The sequence below is a fragment of the Streptococcus sp. HMSC066E07 genome, from assembly GCF_001814695.1.
GTDB classification, from domain to species: domain Bacteria; phylum Bacillota; class Bacilli; order Lactobacillales; family Streptococcaceae; genus Streptococcus; species Streptococcus hominis.
Genome location: NZ_KV817411.1, coordinates 1 through 16,880 on the forward strand (window position 1 = coordinate 1; position 16,880 = coordinate 16,880).

Below are 16,880 nucleotides of genomic sequence, written 5' to 3' on the forward strand. Positions count from 1 at the left end.
CTTCTACTATGCGTTGTTGTTCGGTAAGTGGGGGTAATAACATAGGAACTTCATATTTTAAAAATTTTATTGAAGCTAAATTTTTTATCGCTGAGCCTATAGAATGCCTTTTTACTGTATTAATCAAACTCATAAACATCCATTTAAAATATTGTGAATCTATTATGTCTGGATTTAACGTAAGTTTTAATAATGCTTGATTTATAACTCCATCATAGTAATTTGAAGGTATTTGAAAGATTTCTCCGATAGTACCTGCACAAGATATCAAAATATCTCCTGCTTTTATTGAAAAATTTTTTAAACGTAGATAGTCACTCTCTTTTAACCAATAATCTCCATAATCTATAGTTTTTCTTATAGCATTGCCTTGTTCATAAACCTTATATGTATTTTCTCCTTTCGGAACAAACATTGACTTTGTTATAGAGCTACCAAAAGGACCTCTTTTTATTGAGCCATCCTCTAATGCACAGATATCTGGTAAATAAACTATAGTCCATCCTTTAGGTATATTATGTTTAAACTCTTTTATACTTCCATCGGCAAACTTCTCATAAGGTTTCCCATCATCACCACGAAATATCTCGGTTTCCTTTTTATCTCGCTTGATTTTGCCTTCACTGATAAGTTTTTCTTTCTCAGCTTTAATTCTCTTTAGCAATTCGCTTGCTGGTTCGCCATCAGGATTTTGTGGTACTAATTTCCCTTCCATCGCTCTTTGGAGGATACTTGCCTTAAGTTGTTCTGGTGTCATTATTTGTCCTCCAACAACTGCAAAATATCAGCTAATACAGTATCAATCTTATGATTTAAAGTTGCTCTTTCCACTTGATAATTCTGAATCAACTCAAAGGGATCTAAAATTTCCTCTTCTTCTTTTGGAAAACCACACTGGTCTAAATTATAATTTAGCTCTTCCAATTCGCTAGGTGTAAATGATTTAGATTTATAGAACTTACCTTCCAAAATTTCTTCACGATTTTTCCACCAGTCACGAACAGGATTAAAATGTTCTGACTTCATCGGCTTGGTTTTCGAGAAATTTTTATAACCATCTGGCATATCTAAACGATAAAACCAAGTTTCTTCTGTTTTCTTTGTTTTATCAAAGAAAAGAATGTTCGTATTAATTCCTGTATACGGCGCAAATACACTATGAGGCAACCTAATAATCGTATGTAAGTTGAACTCATCTACCAGTTTTTGTTTCAAGCGAGTTTTTACGCCTTCGCCAAATAAAAAACCATCAGGTAAAATAACCCCAACACGACCATTTTCTTTCAAACGATACATAATAACAGCCATGAATAAGTCAGCTGTTTCAGAACTCCGTAATTCTGCTGGAAAATTATTTTTTATTGTTTCTAATTCAGAACCTCCAAAAGGTGGATTCATCATGATAATGTCAAATTTTTCGTCATCTGTGTATTCGCGAACATTTTTCTCCAAAGTATTGCCATGAACAATTTTAGGGTCATCAATTTCGTGAAGAAACAGATTTGTAACTGCTAAAAGGTGGGGAAATGCTTTCTTTTCAATACCAAAAACAGCTGTGTTATATTTCTTAGTGTCTTCACTAGTTTTACGTTGACTACTTAAACGATTCAGAGTCGAAGTTAAGAATCCCCCTGTTCCCTCTCGTGTCAAGCGACTGACACAAAATATATTGTCTATTTTTAGACAGCAAAAAGAGAGTGATTTCTCACTCCCTCTTGCGTTTATTTCCATATGATTTTTTGAACTATACTACCTTCACAGATAACCGACTCAACATACTTTTCCATAAGTTCTCGTGTAAGTTCATTATCTGTTACAACTTCTGTTTCATTAGAAGATAGTTTTATCTTTTCATCAAGCCTATCAAATTCATTATCTATCTGGTTTTTACTTTCTACAAACTTAGCTTTCGTCATTTTCCCAAGCTTATATTTTTCAAAATCAGCCATCTTCTTCACCTGAAGCTTTTCTATCTTTTTCTCTATATTTTTAATGCTTATTTTTTCTTTGGGCTTTACTTCTGCTTCGCCATATTTCTCTTTAATAAGTGTAAGCACCTGCTTCTCTAACTTATCTACTCTTGAATTTTTATGTTCTACATTATTGCACTTGCAGATCCTACAATGAAAATACTTATGTATTCTCATACTTCCATCTGGTCGCTTAAATTTTGATTGAGTAAGTCCCAGAATATGGTTACAAGTAGGACATCTTGCAAATCCTTGTAATGGAGAATGCTTTCTCCATGGATAGTCAGTATTTTTCCCTTTTAGAAAGCTATTTTTTTCTTTAATTTCTTGAACCTTATCAAATTCTTCTCTTGAAATGATAGCTTCGTGGTGGTCATAAACTCTACCCCATTCTTCTTTAGGATTAAATTTAAAACTACTGGGATTTAATACCGATTTTTCTTGCATATTGAAGACATAAGTGCCTGTGTAATTTTCATTGGATAAAATATCTACCACTGTACCATTTGTCCATGTTGGTGCATCTCTTGTATCTGATGATACTATGTTATATTCATAATCCATATTGGTAAGTTCTTTTTTACGCTCGTTTGGTGTTGGTATATTCTCTTCATTCATAACTGCTGCAATCTTTCTCGATGCAAGTCCTGTAAGTGCTAAATCATATACCTTCCTCACAATCCAAGCTGTCTTTTCATCAATAATAATGTTGTGCTTATTATCCGGATCTTTCATATAACCAAATGGTGGACTCCAAGCAAGAAACTTTCCTTGCTTCTTTAGTTCCGTTGTAACGGTCTTTACTTTCTGCGAAATATCCTTTGTATAGAAGTCATATAACAACCCTTTAAACTGAATATCAAGATCTGTCCCATTTCCTTTTTCCTTAGCACTGTCATAGCCATCATTAATAGCAATAAATCTAATACCAAGAAACGGAAATATATTCTCCAGATAATCACCAAGGGTAATATAATCTCTCATAAACCTCGACAAGTCTTTTACAATTATGGCATTGATTTTACCATTCTTAACTTCTTCAAGCATTCTTTGAAAAGATGGTCTTTTCTCATTTGTCCCTGTATATCCATCGTCAACATATTCTTCTCTTTTGAAACTTTTAAATTCGTCATTTCTATCAATAAAATCATTTAGGAAATACCTTTGGTTGATGATACTTTCGCTTTCATCTTTTTTCATCTGGTCTTCTACAGATAATCTGATATAAAGGGCAATCTTACTCATACTTTACACCTTCCATCAAACTATCCATATTAAATTTAAAGATGATTTCAAAGTTATGATTGCCATAAACAATTATCTTTTCTACTAAGCTATGAATTAAGTCAGTTGGTAGCTTTTCAACTTTTTTTACTGAAAATACATCTTTAATCCATTTAACTGATTTCTTTTTTTCTTTTTCAAGGTCTTTTACATTTCCCTCTGTAGAGATAACTTCGCTATTGATTGTTGCAATATGACTTAAAGCAATCTCCCTTTTCAGACTATATGTTTCTCTATCAAGTTTGCCTAAGCTATAGTCTTCATAGGCTTTTTGAATGAGAATCTCCTCTTTTTCAATCTTGGCTTTCAATTTGAAAATATCCTTGTTTAATTCATCAATATTTTCGTCAAACTTTATGGAAACTCTTTCTATTAGCTTTGTCTTGCTTGTAGCCTTAGTAATAAATTCTGCTACCTTTTCTGACATTGCTTTATCTAAGTCTCTTTCCATAATAAAGACTCTAACCTCGTTATCTATCTTTCCTGTACAAGTATCATTTTGAAATGAGTAATAAAGCCTATCATGGTTAATACCATAAATTCTTGTTCTTCGATAAAGTTCTTTGCCTGTTGCATTATTAAAGACTAAGCCTTTATATCTATTTTCATAATCTCGTTTAAAGTTATGTTGTTCTGCTCCAAAAGCATGATTTTTTAAGCGTTCTTTTCTTACATCTTGTATCATTTCAAAGTCTTCTTTTGAAATAATAGGTTCATGAGCATTTTCATAAATAATATGCTGACTTTCATCTACAAATTGTTGCTTCATTCCCTTTGCAAGATTCTGTTGCTTAACACCTTGTACTAAAGTTCCTGTATAAGCTTTATTCGTAAGCATTTTGGAAATAGTACTTTTATTCCACTGCGGATCACCATCCTGTCTATAAATTCTACCTGTTTTGTAGTAGACCATTCCTGTCGCATAGCCCTTTGTATTAAAGTGCTTTGCAACCTCATATTGGCTTTTCCCCTCAAGTGTCAATCGGAACATTTCTTCAACAATGAACCTAACATTCTCATCAACTTCTAACTTTTGTCCCTCTTTTAATTTCACTACCTTATATCCATAAGGTGGAACAGAACCAATAAAGTATCCATTTCTTGCCCTATTATGCTTACTTGTCTTTATCTTTACCGAAATATCTTTAGCATACATATCGTTGATGATATTCTTAAGAGTTACTTCAAATGATTTCTTAGAATCTAAATCCTTAACGGTATCAACCTTATCATTAACAGAAATAAACCTCACTCCCAAGAACGGAAATACCTTGTCTATGAGTCTTCCCATCTCAAGATATTCTCTTCCAAGTCTTGATAAGTCCCTTATGATAATACAATTAATTCTTCTTTCACGAATATCTTGCATCATCTCTTGAAACTGTGGTCTTTCAAAATTTGTCCCACTATATTCATAGTCTGTGTAAATATTTACGACTTTGATATTTTCCTTTAAAGCATACTCTTTACAACAAAGCACCTGTGTTTCGATAGACGATGATTTCTCACGCCATTCTTCTTTTCTTTCACTGGATAATCTTGTATATACTCCGGCTTTATAGAATACTTTTTGTGCTTGTTCTTCGTTTTTTCTTATATATCTTTTGGAAGTCCTTGCCATTAACAAACACCTCCAACTGCAAGCTTAGGTTCAACTCTTTCTAAATGCTCACCAAATAACTTGCCCATTGATAATAGTCTTGCCTTATGTGTATCCTTAGCTTCGACCTTATCACTATCTACAATCGCTTGAAGCAGATTCACTGTTTCAATATTGTTGAAGACAAAGTTAATTGCATTATCCTCTCCAATCTCAATACGATCTATAAAAGACACTAAAGACAATCGATTCAGTTCACCATTTTCAGGATTAGGAACTATCTCAGAAACGAAACTGCCCTTATCGATTATCTTCATTTTCAGTTCATCTACGATATTTTGCTTTGTAATAATTTGTTTCTCAATTTCTCTAATCTTGATAAGATAATTTTTTCTAAATCGTTCAAATTCCTCAGTCGTAATAAGTTCTTCTTCTAAATCCATGTAAAGAGATTGTCTAAGTCTTTCATACTTTCTTTTTTCTACATTTAATGACTCAAAATCAACCTTTAATGTAAACTTTGAAACATCTATTTCGCTAACTTTTTTAAGTAGCTCATTGTACTTAGATAAATATTCATTTAGTGCATGAATAGTTGCGTGGGTAACATAATCTTCTTTTATGCTATGCCTTGAACACTCTCCAGCATTATTATATTCAGAGCAAATGTAGAAAATCTTATCTCTTACTTTTCGCCTGATCATAGGACTTCCACAATCTTTGCAATAAAGCATACCTGATAATATATATGGCTTATCTTTAGACTGTTTCACATCACGAAGTAGCATTTTGTTTGCAAGTGAAAAGATGGATTTTGATACTATGCTTTCATGAGCATTTTCTATTGCTATCCAGTCTTCTTTGGAAACATCGACTTCATGCTTTGATTTATAATTTAACTTTGTGGTTTTTCCTTGTTCCAGGACACCAATATAAACCTTATTTGAAATAATACGGTTTACCATCTTAGCATCCCACTTTGCTTTTTTCACAACAAAACCAGTATTGAAGTTATCACCATTATTTTCTTTGTGCTTTTTTGGTGTAACTGTTCCAATACTGTTTAGAAAGTCGGCAATAGCCTTTGAGGAATAACCCTCTATTTTCATATTAAATATTCGCTCAATGATATGAGCTACTTCTGCATCAACTACAAGCTGATGTTTGTTCTTATCATCTTTCTTATATCCAAAAGGAGCAAATGATCCAATAAACTCGCCATTCTTCCTTTTCACCTCTTTTGATGATTTCACTTTCATAGAAATATCTCGACAATAACTGTCATTGATAAAATTTCTAATTGGAAGTATTAAATGTGTATCACTAACATCTGCATTATCACTATCATAGTTATCATTTACAGATATGAAGCGAATACCTTTTTCAGGAAATATCTTTTGCAGATACTTCCCAGACTCAATATAATCTCTGCCAAAACGAGATAAGTCTTTTACCATAATGATAGAAAACTTTCCTTTATTCAGATCATCAATCATATTCTTAAAATCTGGACGCTCAAAATTAGAACCACTATATCCATCATCTACATATTCATAAGATAGATCTATGTTCTTTTCTTTAGCGTAAGATTTGATTATTTGTCTTTGATTTGAAATAGAGTTACTTTCATTACTGTCCCCATCTTCTCTTGAAAGACGAAGATACATACACGCAGTATTTCTCATAACAATCCTCCTAAAATGATATTTTGGCAAATAGTCATTTCGGAAGATTACTTCTACCACCTATATTTTACCGCACCCTATTTCTCTTTGTCAGCCCCTCAAATTCTGACACAGGATTTACATAGATACATCTCAACAATATCAAGTAAATCAAGCTTTTCACTTTCGCTTGTAGAGTAGGTTATTTTCTTAGAATAATCATCGGCTATTTGCTTCTTATCCTTATCTTTCTTAACTTCTTTTTTCTTATTCATAGTCTTAACCTCACTATTTTTATAATAAGTTTTATGACATTGGTAGGTGCATTGGCTGCTACATTGGAATCTCACCACCGCCCCTTATTAAGACGAGCCGGCTTAAACTATTGAAGTATCATTATCACCATTTGTATCACAGAGATAGATTGCCACATCTATCCTTTATGTATTCCTATTTATCGCTCTTTTTCTTTTATCCTTGGCACTTACCAGTATTCATTTAAACCAAATTTCTTAGCAGAAAAGTCTTGGCGTAGGTCATAATTCTCCACAAATGGATAACGTCCCACCTTGGTCTATTCAGTTGTCAAAGAACGATTGCCTAATGGCTGTAAGAGAGAATTCCTTTTAAATATCTTGAATTTTATTTCCTATCTTCTAAAAAATTAAAGAGGACAGATCTCCCTTCACTTTATAAAGGAAAATCTGCCCCCTGCTACAAGGTACTTAATCCAATAATTCTTCCAAAAGTTTCTTTAACTTCTTCAATATATTGTTTTTTCTCCACTGTATGGCTTGATAGCTCACTTTCTTTTCAGTTGCAACACTTGATAGAGTTTCATCATTGAAATACAAGCGTTCAATAACATCTCTTTCTTCTGCATTGAGCCTTGATATAGCATTTCTGACTGCTTCAATCATCATCTGTGTTTCAACAATCTTTTCTACATCAACACTTTCATCAACAATATTATCTACAAAATGTCCGTCATGATCCAATGATGAAAAAAAGAGCAAGTGGTTTTTCTTGTCCACCTGCTCTAAATACTTCTCGTGTTCTCTTTCTCGCCAGTAGACTTTATATATCTGCTCGCTGACTTTAACCCTTTGTCCGTTGACATAAAGGTAATATTCTTTTGACATTTTATTTCCTCCATTTCTTTTTTGTCTGTGTTTTTAGACAAAAAAGGAGGACTTCTGCACATAGGCATAATAAGTCCTCTGAAATGAAAGAAACTTGCTCTTTCTCTATATTTTAAATTTGATTTTTTATGATAATTACCAGTATCAAAAAGGTCTATTGTTTTTTTCTATATGAATAACAGACCCTAAATAATACATAGCAATTACCTCCATTATTTAATCCATTTTTCCCTCACAAACAAAGATTGATTAAATCACTCCTGCTTTTTCAAAATGTTTTTTAAGTATCCTTGTTGCAACAAATGCTCCTATGCAAGCAAGAACAAAAGTTATCAAGCCAAATCCTACTGCCCACGAAACTTTGAAATAAGATAATGCTTCATTTATTTGTGCTTCGCTCATTTTCCATTTTGATGCTCTTTCCACAAAAGAAGCTGTTCCGAATAAAATCACAGGAATTACTGTCCCTAAAAAATCTGCTAATGCAAATGTCCCATATCCAATAATCATTCGTCCCTTGCTCTCATAATTTCCTATAATCAAATCACATATAATTCCACCGATTACAGCAAAGACTGCATGAGGCAAATGTCCTCCTGACAATGCAATTAAACCAAGAAGCGTTCCTGATATTGTAAATACGCCCTTCTTTTTAACTTTCAAAGCCATAAGGATATAAACGGTAGCAGCTACCATAAAGCTAACTCCTGAAGCAATAAATCCTCCAATCACTGTTGTTGCCATAGCAAATGCAACCGCCATGTATATGACAATTCCAATTGCATTAAAGATTCCAATTGTAATAAAATCACGACCATTTAATTTGTTTTTCATAAAAGTCCTCCTAATAAATTTTCTGTATTACTATCACAAGAGCAATCATCAAAGCTCCTAATAGTCCAATCAACAAATCCGTTGTTCTAAACCTCAATTTTGTTAATGTAACCCTGTTCTCATCACTATCAAGTCCTCTAATAAGTGCTGAAGCTGACAGTTCATCTGAAATCTTAATCATTCTCATTAAAAGCGGAACAAGCGTATATTCAATATATTTAATTGGATGTAGCAATGGGAAAAATCTACTTGTTACGATTCCTCGAATCTTCATATTCTCTTTTAATGCCTTGAGTTCTATTTTTATAGTTGGTACAAACCTAAGCAAAACACTAAAAGGTATACCAATGCTTCTTGGTACTTTCATTCTATTTAATGCTTCAAGCATTTCACTTACACTTGTAGTCTTTGTTATATATCCACCAAACATAGCAATTAAGGTCATTCTTGATGCAAAGTAAATAAACATATATATTGCAAATACGATACTTGCTTCACAAAACTTTCCAAGCCATAACTCTATGCAGTATAAAAGCACAAAAAACAAAATAAAGCGTAATGCTCTTTTCCACATACTGCTGTATACATACAGAAAAAAGGCAAAGACAATCAGTCCGAAAAGTAGAATTGTATCGCTTATAAAAAAGCTCGTAAATCCAACAATTGGAAGTAGAGTAAGCTTTATTCTCGGATCGACTGTTTTTCTATCCATCAAGTTCTCTACCTCCTCTCATCTTGTCCAATATGAGAAATTTATTACTTTCACTCATATTCAAAACACTTTCTATTTTTCCATCTCCCATTACCCAGAGCTTACTCACTGTGTTTGCTAAAAACTCAAAATCATGACTTATTACCAAAACTGTTATCCCTTTTTTTAATTGTTCTTCAATCAGTTTTGCGACTGAAAGCATTGAGTCTTTATCACAACCTGATGTTGGTTCATCATAGATGAAAACTTTTGCCTGTTTCATCATTCCACAAGCTATTGTCAGTCTTTGTTTTTCTCCTCTTGATAAAGCAAACGGATGCTTGTCTATATATTTATCTAAGCCAAGTACATTCAAAATAAACTTTGCCTTTTGAGTATTTTCTTTTTTATTTTTACTTGAAATACCAAGTAGCATTTCATCAAGTACACTTTCCGAAAACAACTGATAGTCTGAATCTTGAAAGACAAAATATGACATATCCATTAAATCTTTGTGATTAAGCGACTTATCTTTTCCCGCCCATATTGTCCCCTCTTTTATCTTCTCAAGTCCTGAAAGCACTCTTGCAAAGGTAGTTTTCCCGGTACCATTTAAGCCGATAAGACCAATAGCTTTTCCACACTCCATATTAAAGTCAAGATGATTTAAAATGTACTGTTTTTGCTTCTTTCCATTCTTAGCTACATTCGAATAGCAAAATTTCAAGTCTTTTCCGCTGATACTTTCATCCTTTAATTGATATGAATCTTTCTTCTCACTTATCCTGTATTCTTCTAATTCAAGAATTCTTAGTCCATTCTCATCCCAAAACTCCCCTTCAAGATGGATAACTTCTTCCCGACTCAAGTCCAGTGCAATTTCTCCATCTTTCACCAAAAGAAAACGGTCAAATAAAGATTTTACATAGTACAAACGATGTTCAATTAGAACAACTGTTGTTCCTTTTTTCTTTAATTTTTCCAAAATTAAAAATAGGTCAAATGTTGCTTTCATATCCAAATTTGCTGAAGGTTCATCTAAAATTAAAACTTTCGGATTCATCGCATAGATACTTGCAATAGCTATCTTTTGTTTCTGTCCGCTTGATAATTCAAAAACAGATTTTCCTTTCAGTTCCTCAATATCCAGTTCTGCATATACTTCTTCTACTCTCTGTTTTATTTCATCTCTTGATTTGCAGATGGTTTGAAGCCCAAAAGCTATTTCTTCATCTGTCGTTGTCGTAAAAAATTGACTTCTTGGATCTTGAAATACAGTCCCTACAATATGCCCTATTTCATGAAGCGATAATTTGCTTATATCTTTTCCGAACGCAAAGGCTTCCCCTTGCATTTTTCCTTTGTAATAATGTGGAATAAGACCATTCATTACACTTCCAAGAGTGCTTTTACCACTTCCACTTTTCCCTGAAATTAAAACAAATTCACCTTTTTTAATTTCAATATTGATATTTTTTAAAGCAGTTCGTCCATCTTCCCATTCATAAGAAACATCTTTTAACAAAATCATGGTTACACCTCATACTGAGCTTTCCATAATTTTTTGTAGTAACCATCTTTCTCAAGAAGTTCCCCATGCTTTCCTTTTTCAAGTAAATTTCCTTTTTGAAATACGAGAATTTGGTCAGCTTTTTGAATGGTTTTTAAATGGTGAGCCACTACAAGTACAGTTCTATTCTTTGCAAGTTCTGTAATCGCATCTTGTATCAAAGATTCATTTACAGGATCAACATTACTTGTCATTTCATCAAGAATTAAAATCGGTGCATCTTTTAGAAAAGCCCTTGCAATAGATATTCTTTGTCTTTGTCCACCTGAAAGAAGTCCACCATTTTCTCCAATATCAGTTTCATAACCTTTTGGTAAACTCATAATGAAATCATGTATCCTTGCCTTCTTTGCAGCTTCAATGATTTCCTCTTTTGTAGCTCCTTTTTTACCTACTCTGATATTTTCTTCAATCGTGTTATCGAATAGTTGAACATTTTGCATGACAATACTGATACGATCTAAAAGCTCATCATAAGGAATATCCCTTATATCAATTCCTCCGAGTGTAATTTTTCCTTTATGCACATCATAAAATCTTAGAAGTAAGTTTGTTATAGTAGTCTTTCCACTACCTGATTCTCCAACTAAGGCTGTCATTGTTTTTTCAGCAATAGAAAAGCTCAATTTTTCCATTTTAAATTCATCTTTTTCATAGGAAAAATCTATATTTTCAAAAGCTATATCATTATCTTTCGGAACAATTCCATTCACTTTATCCGGGATTACATCTGCATATAAAATTCTTGAAAGTCTTTCGTAACTATCTACCGCCGAAACATAGTACATATAGTGTTGTTCCATAGAAGCGAACGGCTTATAAAACTCTTTTGAAATTACCGCAAAGATAATAAAATTAAGTACATCAAGACTTCCCTTTATAACAAGTATTGCTCCTGCAATTAAAAGAACTAAATATCCAATATCCAGTAAAAAACCAAATATAGATAACTGTTTTGCCTTGAATCTTGAAGCTGCTTTACTTGTTTCTCCAAACTTTTTTGTCTTATTCATAAGCTCATTATCCAAGCTCTTATTGTTTGAAAAACTCTTTAGTACAGGTATTCCTCTAACATATTCAACAAATAAGCTAACCATATCAAGAAGTGCTGAGTTGTTTTGATTTTCAATTCTTTCAGATTGCTTAATTGTTAGATATAGAAAAATAAGTGCAATCGGAACAGATACAGCCATCATAATGGCAAGTTTAAAATCAATACTTGCAAGACCAACAAATACGACTGCACCTATCAAAAAATCGCCAAACATTCTTGACCACATGTGTCCTACAACAAGGGACATATTATCAACATCTTTGTGTAAAATTGTATTGATTTCTCCCAATCTTTCATTTGTATAAAAACCTAAACTAAATTTCTTTAATTTGATAATCATGCGTTCTCTGATTTGCTGAACAATATCAAAACCTGCACTATGCTTTTTCATATCTGCGACCATATTACAAATACCTTTGAAGACTACAAGTAATCCAATCGCAATAAAATATTTATAAAGCATATCTAAACTCGTCTCATCAAATATCTGAAACAGTATAGAAAATACGATAACAATCATAGCTATGGAGCTTAGTCCATAAAGGGCAAAGAATACACTTGATATAATCAAATCTCTCTTGCCGGTTTTTGTAAGTAGTTTTAACATTTCTCTAAACATTTTCTGTTACCACCTCCGTACACTCGCAATCCACTCCGTTCCTTGCTCGTGAAAGACTATTATCTTTCAAATTCCATCTATCCACTTTGTTCTGTGCATCAACCATATCCTTATAAAAATCACATCTTTTCATCAACTCTTCATGGCTTCCTGCATCAAGAACAACACCCTTATCCATAACTATAATTTGGTCTGAATCTCTAATCGTATTTAGATGATGAGCAATTGTAATGATGGTTTTATCCTTACTTAAATCATCAATCGCTTCACCGATTAGTCTTTCATTTTCACTATCAACAGCTGCCATTGCCTCATCTAATATTAAAATCGGTGCATTTTTCAGTATCATTCTTGCAATAGAGATTCTTTGTTTTTCTCCACCGGATAACTTAACTCCCATTTCACCTACTCGTGTTTCATATCCATTTGGCAATGCTGAAATAAAGTCATGACATCTCGCTTTTTTGGCAGCTTCTATGACTTCTTCTTTTGTCGCATTAAGTTTCCCGATTGCAATATTGTCAAAAATACTTAAATCGAAAAGGATGACCTCCTGTTGCACACTTCCAATAAGATTTGAAATATTTTCCTGACTGTAATCCTTTATATCTTTCCCATTTATTTCTATTCGTCCGCTGTCAGCATCCCAAAATCCCATAAGCAAATTAGATACAGTACTTTTCCCACAACCACTTGCTCCTACAAAGGCATTCAAACTATTTTTCTTAAAAGTCAAATTGATATTTTTAAGCTCAAATCCATCTTTTCCGTATGCAAAATTCACATCTTTAAATTCTATGTTTCCAAATTCTAAACCTTGTTCTATCTTTTTGTTTGGAAGTGGAACTGTTAAAACTTTTCCAATCGCCTTTAATGCCTCCTTAAATACAATAGAAAAATGTTGTAGAGTGGCTGTCTTGCTTATCGATGCTGTAAACGCAGATGATAAAATAATTGCAAGGATAAAATTAGGCGTTGTAATATTCCCCTGATAAAGAAAGATACTTCCCAAAATCATGACAATAACTACTCCAATTTCCATAAATATGTCAATGAGTCCCATTGGAATTGTAATTGCTCCCATGCTCTTTTTAACCCAGTAAATATACTCTCTTGCCGTTTTTAATGTTCTTTCGCTAATCTCCTCTTCTTTAGCAAAAGCCTTAATCACAGAGATATTTTTTACATATTCCATTAGCTCTTCTCTCATCTTGTTTTCATGGTTAAAGTAAATAGCAAAGTTCTTATCCATTGTTTTCTGTGAAAGAACTTTTACCAAATACATGAGTGGAACTCCGGCAATCATTCCAAGAGCAAGACGCCAGTCTACAAAAATCATAGCTATGAAAATAATGGTAGGCAGAAGCGTAACTGCCATTATTTCAGGAAGACCATGAGCAAGGTATACTTCCACTTGCTCCACATCATGCTGAACAATGTTCGTAAGCTCCCCTGTATTATGTTCTTTGAAAAATCCCAAACTTAGTTTTTTTAGATGTCCGATAATATCTATCCTAAGTTCTGTCAATTTTTCGTATGCTTTCTCATGGGCAACCTTTGTTGCAAAATAGTAAAACACGCCTTTTAATACAAACGATATAAAGATTCCCAAGAATATATACTTTAAATTACCTTCGTTAATATTGTTTGTGATTAAAGAACTAATCAAATATACAAGTAAGATTTGTGGTATCAAATCAAATACTATTTTTAAAGCAAGAAGTGAATTGGATAAACTATTTTTCTCAATCACTTTTTTCCTTAATTCTTTTTCTGGCATGAACAACGCTCCTTTCAAAATTGAATAATATTGAATTATAATTCAATATTAAGGTTTAAAGTAAGACTTTGCTGATTACACAAAGTCTATTTTTTAGTGCTAATTATAAGGATTCCACTCCCTTGTAATAACACCTTGCAATGAGTTTTAGCATATCTTTTGCCCACTTTTCACTTTGATAGTGCCTTGCTATTTCAAGAAGCCCCTCTGTAAAGTTACTGGCTAAAATATGGGCAAGCATTGGATCATATTCCTCTTTCGATTGTCTTTTTAAACTTACTTCAATATGAGCCTGCATTTGAGATATGAGTTTTTGTTTTGCTTCTGTATGCTTTGTACCTGAGCTTTTATCCATTAAAATAATTAACTTCTTACGATCTTTTAAAAGTTCATGAATATAATTTTCTCCAACCTCATCAAACCTTTCAGAAGCAGAACCTTTTTCCAAAGATTCTTCCTCATTAAAAGCTGACTCGAAGTTTATATAAACAGAACTTACTACTGCATCAAACAAAACTTCCTTATTTTTGAAATAGGTATAAATGAGTGCCACAGGAATATCTGCTTCTTTTGCAATTTCTGTTAATTTGGCACCTCTATAATCCTTTTTATAAAATACTTTTTCTGCTGCTTCGAGTATTCTATTTCTAACTTCTTCTTTTAATACTTGTGCCATAGCACACCTCTTTCTATTCCAATACTGAATATATATTTAATAATAAATCAAAATTCAATATTTGTCAAGTTACATGTGGAAATTATGGCGTCCTTATGGTATAATTTAATAATAAATTCAAAACTTGCTTAACGCTTGTATTACAAATCATTCTTTTGTAACTTTTGTAGCAAGCACAGTAAGTGTGTACCCACTTACGAAAAATCGATGAAGCAGCCCCTCGTGGAGTTGCTTCTTTTTTTATCAATTTTAACTTGTTAGGGAGTACCCTAAGACCCCAATTTTTTGAAAGGAAGTAACAGACATGGCAAATAGAATTAGAAATGTTCAGCTGAAAATAAACTTAACAGAAGAAGAAAAAGCACTCTTTGAAAAGAAAATGAAGATGTCAAAGTGTAAGACCATGAACCATTTTCTAAGAAAAGTAGTATCTGAATCAGATATTTATGTTGTCGATTTAGAACCATTTAGAGATATACAAGGATTACTTTTTAGATATGCAAGTAGCGTCAACCAAATTGCTAAACGAGTTAATTCTACTGGTGTTATCTATAGCGATGACATCAAAGATATACAATCCCACATTGAACATCTATCAAAAGAAATATGGCAAATACATTCCCTACTACTCAATAAAACTACTAACAAAGGAGATGAGGTTTAAATGGCAATCACAAAAATACATCCAATAAAATCAACACTTAACCTTGCTATTGTCTATATAACAAATAAAGAAAAGACAGACGAAAAAATATTGGTAAGCACAAATAAGTGCTTTGCTTCTACTGCCCATACTGCTTTTATGAAGACTAGAGAAGATAATAAAGTTAATGGAACAGTACTTGCAAGACACCTTATTCAGTCATTTACGCCTGGTGAAGCTACTCCAGAAATAGCACATCAAATCGGAATGGAACTTTGTAAGAGAATACTTAAGGATCAGTACGAGTTCGTACTTACTACCCATATAGATAAAGGTCATATCCATAACCATATCATCTTCAATAATGTAAATATGGTTACAGGCAAGTGCTATCAATCCAACAAGAGAAGCTATCATCAAATTAGGTATCAAAGTGATAAACTATGCAAAGAAAACAACCTATCTGTTATTGATGAGTTCTACGAAACTTATAGGAAGAAATATAAAACTAATGGTAAGTCATGGTATGAAAATGACCAATTTAAGAAAGGTACTTCTTGGAAAAGTAGACTTCAATTTGATATAGATAGAGCTATTAAACAATCCAAAGATTGGGATGATTTTATAAAGAGAATGGCTGCCCTTAATTATGAGATCAAATATGGAAAAAACATTGCATTTAAGCACAAGGACAAAGAAAGATTTATAAGAACTAAGACTATTGGAGAAGATTATACTGAGGATAGATTAAAAGAGCGTATCTTAGATAATGCTAATCAAAGAACATATACAGTGAAAAAGCGTGTTGGAAATATAATTGATATTGAGAATAATGAAAAGATAAAATCAAGTAAAGGCTATGAGTATTGGGCTACAAAACATAATTTGAAAACTGCAGCCAATACTGTACTTTTGATGCGTGAAAAAGGATTTAAGTCTATCTCCCAGCTTGATGAATACATTAAAGAGAGTGCATTAAAAAGACAAGATTTACAGGATCAAATCAAAGTTGTTGATAACAAAATTTCAACTCTATCAAATATTATGGAACAAGTTCATACCGTAAAATTGTATCGTCAAATCTATCTGGAATATAAGAAAGATCCATTTGATAAGGCTTTTTTTGAAGAACATAAATCAGAAATAACACTATATGAAAATGCCCTTTCAGACCTAAAAAAATCTTACCCAAAACTTCCAAACTCCAAGGATATTTTGAAAGAGCTTGATTCATTGCATGAAAAAAAGAATACCCTAATGCAAGAGTATTCTTCTGCAAAATCTGATATGAAAGAACTGTATCAAATCAGAAAAAATTATGAGAAATATATGAGTAAGGAGATGGAAAGGTAA

General features: G+C 32.6%; 14 protein-coding genes and 1 pseudogene. 2 read left to right on the forward strand and 13 right to left on the reverse strand.

Annotated features, from left to right (window positions below; all coding sequences use genetic code 11):
- The 13 genes and pseudogenes from HMPREF2984_RS00210 to HMPREF2984_RS00265 form a co-directional block, all read right to left on the reverse strand.
- Positions 1-757: restriction endonuclease subunit S (locus HMPREF2984_RS00210; protein ID WP_083301121.1), on the reverse strand; the 757-nt coding region annotated here is incomplete at its 3' end.
- Positions 757-1,638, reverse strand: a pseudogene (locus tag HMPREF2984_RS00215) (class I SAM-dependent DNA methyltransferase); the annotation flags it as partial. The gene HMPREF2984_RS00210 and the pseudogene HMPREF2984_RS00215, both read right to left, overlap by 1 nt.
- A gap of 83 nt (positions 1,639-1,721) precedes the next feature.
- Positions 1,722-3,215, reverse strand: a complete 1,494-nt coding sequence (locus HMPREF2984_RS00220; protein WP_070669949.1) for a recombinase family protein — start codon at positions 3,213-3,215, stop codon at positions 1,722-1,724.
- On the reverse strand, positions 3,208-4,875 hold the full coding sequence (locus tag HMPREF2984_RS00225) for a recombinase family protein (RefSeq protein ID WP_070669951.1): 1,668 nt from the start codon (positions 4,873-4,875) through the stop codon (positions 3,208-3,210). Before HMPREF2984_RS00225 ends, HMPREF2984_RS00220 begins: the two co-directional genes overlap by 8 nt.
- Positions 4,875-6,539 carry a recombinase family protein gene (locus HMPREF2984_RS00230; RefSeq protein ID WP_070669953.1) on the reverse strand — a complete coding sequence of 555 codons (1,665 nt, stop codon included), beginning with the start codon at positions 6,537-6,539 and terminating at the stop codon, positions 4,875-4,877. The genes HMPREF2984_RS00225 and HMPREF2984_RS00230 overlap by 1 nt, the downstream gene beginning before the upstream one ends.
- 98 nt (positions 6,540-6,637) lie before the next feature.
- Positions 6,638-6,793, reverse strand: a complete 156-nt coding sequence (locus HMPREF2984_RS09285; RefSeq protein ID WP_001035198.1) for a hypothetical protein — start codon at positions 6,791-6,793, stop codon at positions 6,638-6,640.
- Between the two features lie 450 nt (positions 6,794-7,243).
- Positions 7,244-7,660 carry a sigma factor-like helix-turn-helix DNA-binding protein gene (locus tag HMPREF2984_RS00235; protein WP_070669955.1) on the reverse strand — a complete coding sequence of 139 codons (417 nt, stop codon included), beginning with the start codon at positions 7,658-7,660 and terminating at the stop codon, positions 7,244-7,246.
- 249 nt (positions 7,661-7,909) lie between these two features.
- Positions 7,910-8,494, reverse strand: a complete 585-nt coding sequence (locus tag HMPREF2984_RS00240; protein WP_070669956.1) for an MptD family putative ECF transporter S component — start codon at positions 8,492-8,494, stop codon at positions 7,910-7,912.
- Positions 8,495-8,504: 10 nt separating this feature from the next.
- Positions 8,505-9,209: an energy-coupling factor transporter transmembrane component T gene (locus HMPREF2984_RS00245; RefSeq protein ID WP_070669958.1), complete on the reverse strand. Its 705-nt coding sequence runs from the start codon at positions 9,207-9,209 to the stop codon at positions 8,505-8,507.
- Positions 9,199-10,716, reverse strand: coding sequence for an ABC transporter ATP-binding protein (locus tag HMPREF2984_RS00250; protein ID WP_070669960.1), 1,518 nt, complete (start codon positions 10,714-10,716; stop codon positions 9,199-9,201). Before HMPREF2984_RS00250 ends, HMPREF2984_RS00245 begins: the two co-directional genes overlap by 11 nt.
- A 2-nt stretch (positions 10,717-10,718) precedes the next feature.
- A complete protein-coding gene (locus tag HMPREF2984_RS00255) occupies positions 10,719-12,428 on the reverse strand; it encodes an ABC transporter ATP-binding protein (RefSeq protein ID WP_070669962.1) in 1,710 nt (569 codons plus the stop codon).
- Positions 12,421-14,208 (reverse strand): ABC transporter ATP-binding protein, encoded by a 1,788-nt coding sequence (locus HMPREF2984_RS00260; protein WP_070669964.1) that lies wholly within the window; start codon positions 14,206-14,208, stop codon positions 12,421-12,423. The genes HMPREF2984_RS00255 and HMPREF2984_RS00260 overlap by 8 nt, the downstream gene beginning before the upstream one ends.
- 103 nt (positions 14,209-14,311) lie before the next feature.
- Positions 14,312-14,884, reverse strand: a complete 573-nt coding sequence (locus HMPREF2984_RS00265; RefSeq protein ID WP_070669966.1) for a TetR/AcrR family transcriptional regulator — start codon at positions 14,882-14,884, stop codon at positions 14,312-14,314.
- 304 nt (positions 14,885-15,188) lie between these two features.
- On the opposite strand from HMPREF2984_RS00265, the gene HMPREF2984_RS00270 reads away from it, so the two are divergent.
- Both HMPREF2984_RS00270 and HMPREF2984_RS00275 read left to right on the forward strand, forming a co-directional pair.
- Positions 15,189-15,548 (forward strand): plasmid mobilization protein, encoded by a 360-nt coding sequence (locus tag HMPREF2984_RS00270; protein WP_000013394.1) that lies wholly within the window; start codon positions 15,189-15,191, stop codon positions 15,546-15,548.
- A complete protein-coding gene (locus tag HMPREF2984_RS00275; protein WP_070669968.1) occupies positions 15,549-16,880 on the forward strand; it encodes a relaxase/mobilization nuclease domain-containing protein in 1,332 nt (443 codons plus the stop codon). It begins immediately after the preceding gene.

Coding starts and splice junctions, on each gene's coding strand:
- HMPREF2984_RS00225 (WP_070669951.1), bottom strand. CDS start 4,875: ATGGCAAGGACTTCCAAAAGATATATAAGAAAAAACGAAGAACAAGCA.
- HMPREF2984_RS00270 (WP_000013394.1), top strand. CDS start 15,189: ATGGCAAATAGAATTAGAAATGTTCAGCTGAAAATAAACTTAACAGAA.
- HMPREF2984_RS00220 (WP_070669949.1), bottom strand. CDS start 3,215: ATGAGTAAGATTGCCCTTTATATCAGATTATCTGTAGAAGACCAGATG.
- HMPREF2984_RS00260 (WP_070669964.1), bottom strand. CDS start 14,208: ATGCCAGAAAAAGAATTAAGGAAAAAAGTGATTGAGAAAAATAGTTTA.
- HMPREF2984_RS09285 (WP_001035198.1), bottom strand. CDS start 6,793: ATGAATAAGAAAAAAGAAGTTAAGAAAGATAAGGATAAGAAGCAAATA.
- HMPREF2984_RS00275 (WP_070669968.1), top strand. CDS start 15,549: ATGGCAATCACAAAAATACATCCAATAAAATCAACACTTAACCTTGCT.
- HMPREF2984_RS00255 (WP_070669962.1), bottom strand. CDS start 12,428: ATGTTTAGAGAAATGTTAAAACTACTTACAAAAACCGGCAAGAGAGAT.
- HMPREF2984_RS00235 (WP_070669955.1), bottom strand. CDS start 7,660: ATGTCAAAAGAATATTACCTTTATGTCAACGGACAAAGGGTTAAAGTC.
- HMPREF2984_RS00250 (WP_070669960.1), bottom strand. CDS start 10,716: ATGATTTTGTTAAAAGATGTTTCTTATGAATGGGAAGATGGACGAACT.
- HMPREF2984_RS00230 (WP_070669953.1), bottom strand. CDS start 6,539: ATGAGAAATACTGCGTGTATGTATCTTCGTCTTTCAAGAGAAGATGGG.
- HMPREF2984_RS00240 (WP_070669956.1), bottom strand. CDS start 8,494: ATGAAAAACAAATTAAATGGTCGTGATTTTATTACAATTGGAATCTTT.
- HMPREF2984_RS00265 (WP_070669966.1), bottom strand. CDS start 14,884: ATGGCACAAGTATTAAAAGAAGAAGTTAGAAATAGAATACTCGAAGCA.